This is a genomic window from Dyella sp. 01L423, assembly GCF_056399945.1.
In genome coordinates, this window is record NZ_JBFTSI010000067.1 from 1 (window position 1) to 360 (window position 360).

At 61.7% G+C, this 360-nt stretch carries 1 protein-coding gene; it reads left to right on the forward strand.

Going from position 1 to position 360, the window contains the following annotated elements:
- The coding region (locus AC1DMY_RS21095) for a DUF1254 domain-containing protein (protein ID WP_477166793.1) at positions 1–360 on the forward strand (360 nt) is incomplete at both ends.

Consider the following 360-nt stretch of genomic DNA (forward strand, 5'->3'; position numbering starts at 1 on the left):
TCAATATGCTCGGCATGAAGGAAGGCTCCGAGAAGACCTTCGGCAAGGGATATAACGTCCTGCCGATCTGGAAGGACCGCCTGAATGCCAAGACGCTGGTCACCACGCCGAATTCGGATGTGATCTACGCCATGGGCTACCTCGACCTGAAGGAAGACGGCCCGATGGTGATCGACGTGCCGCCCGGACTGCAAGGCATCCTCGACGACTTCTTCCAGCGCCCGATCTGCACCGAGGGGGAAATCGACGGCCGTCAGTGGTGCGGCGATGTGGGGCTGCCCGGGCCGGACAAGGGCAGGGGTGGCAAATACCTTGTGCTCCCGCCTGACTATCGCGGCGAGATTCCGGCTGGCTATATCG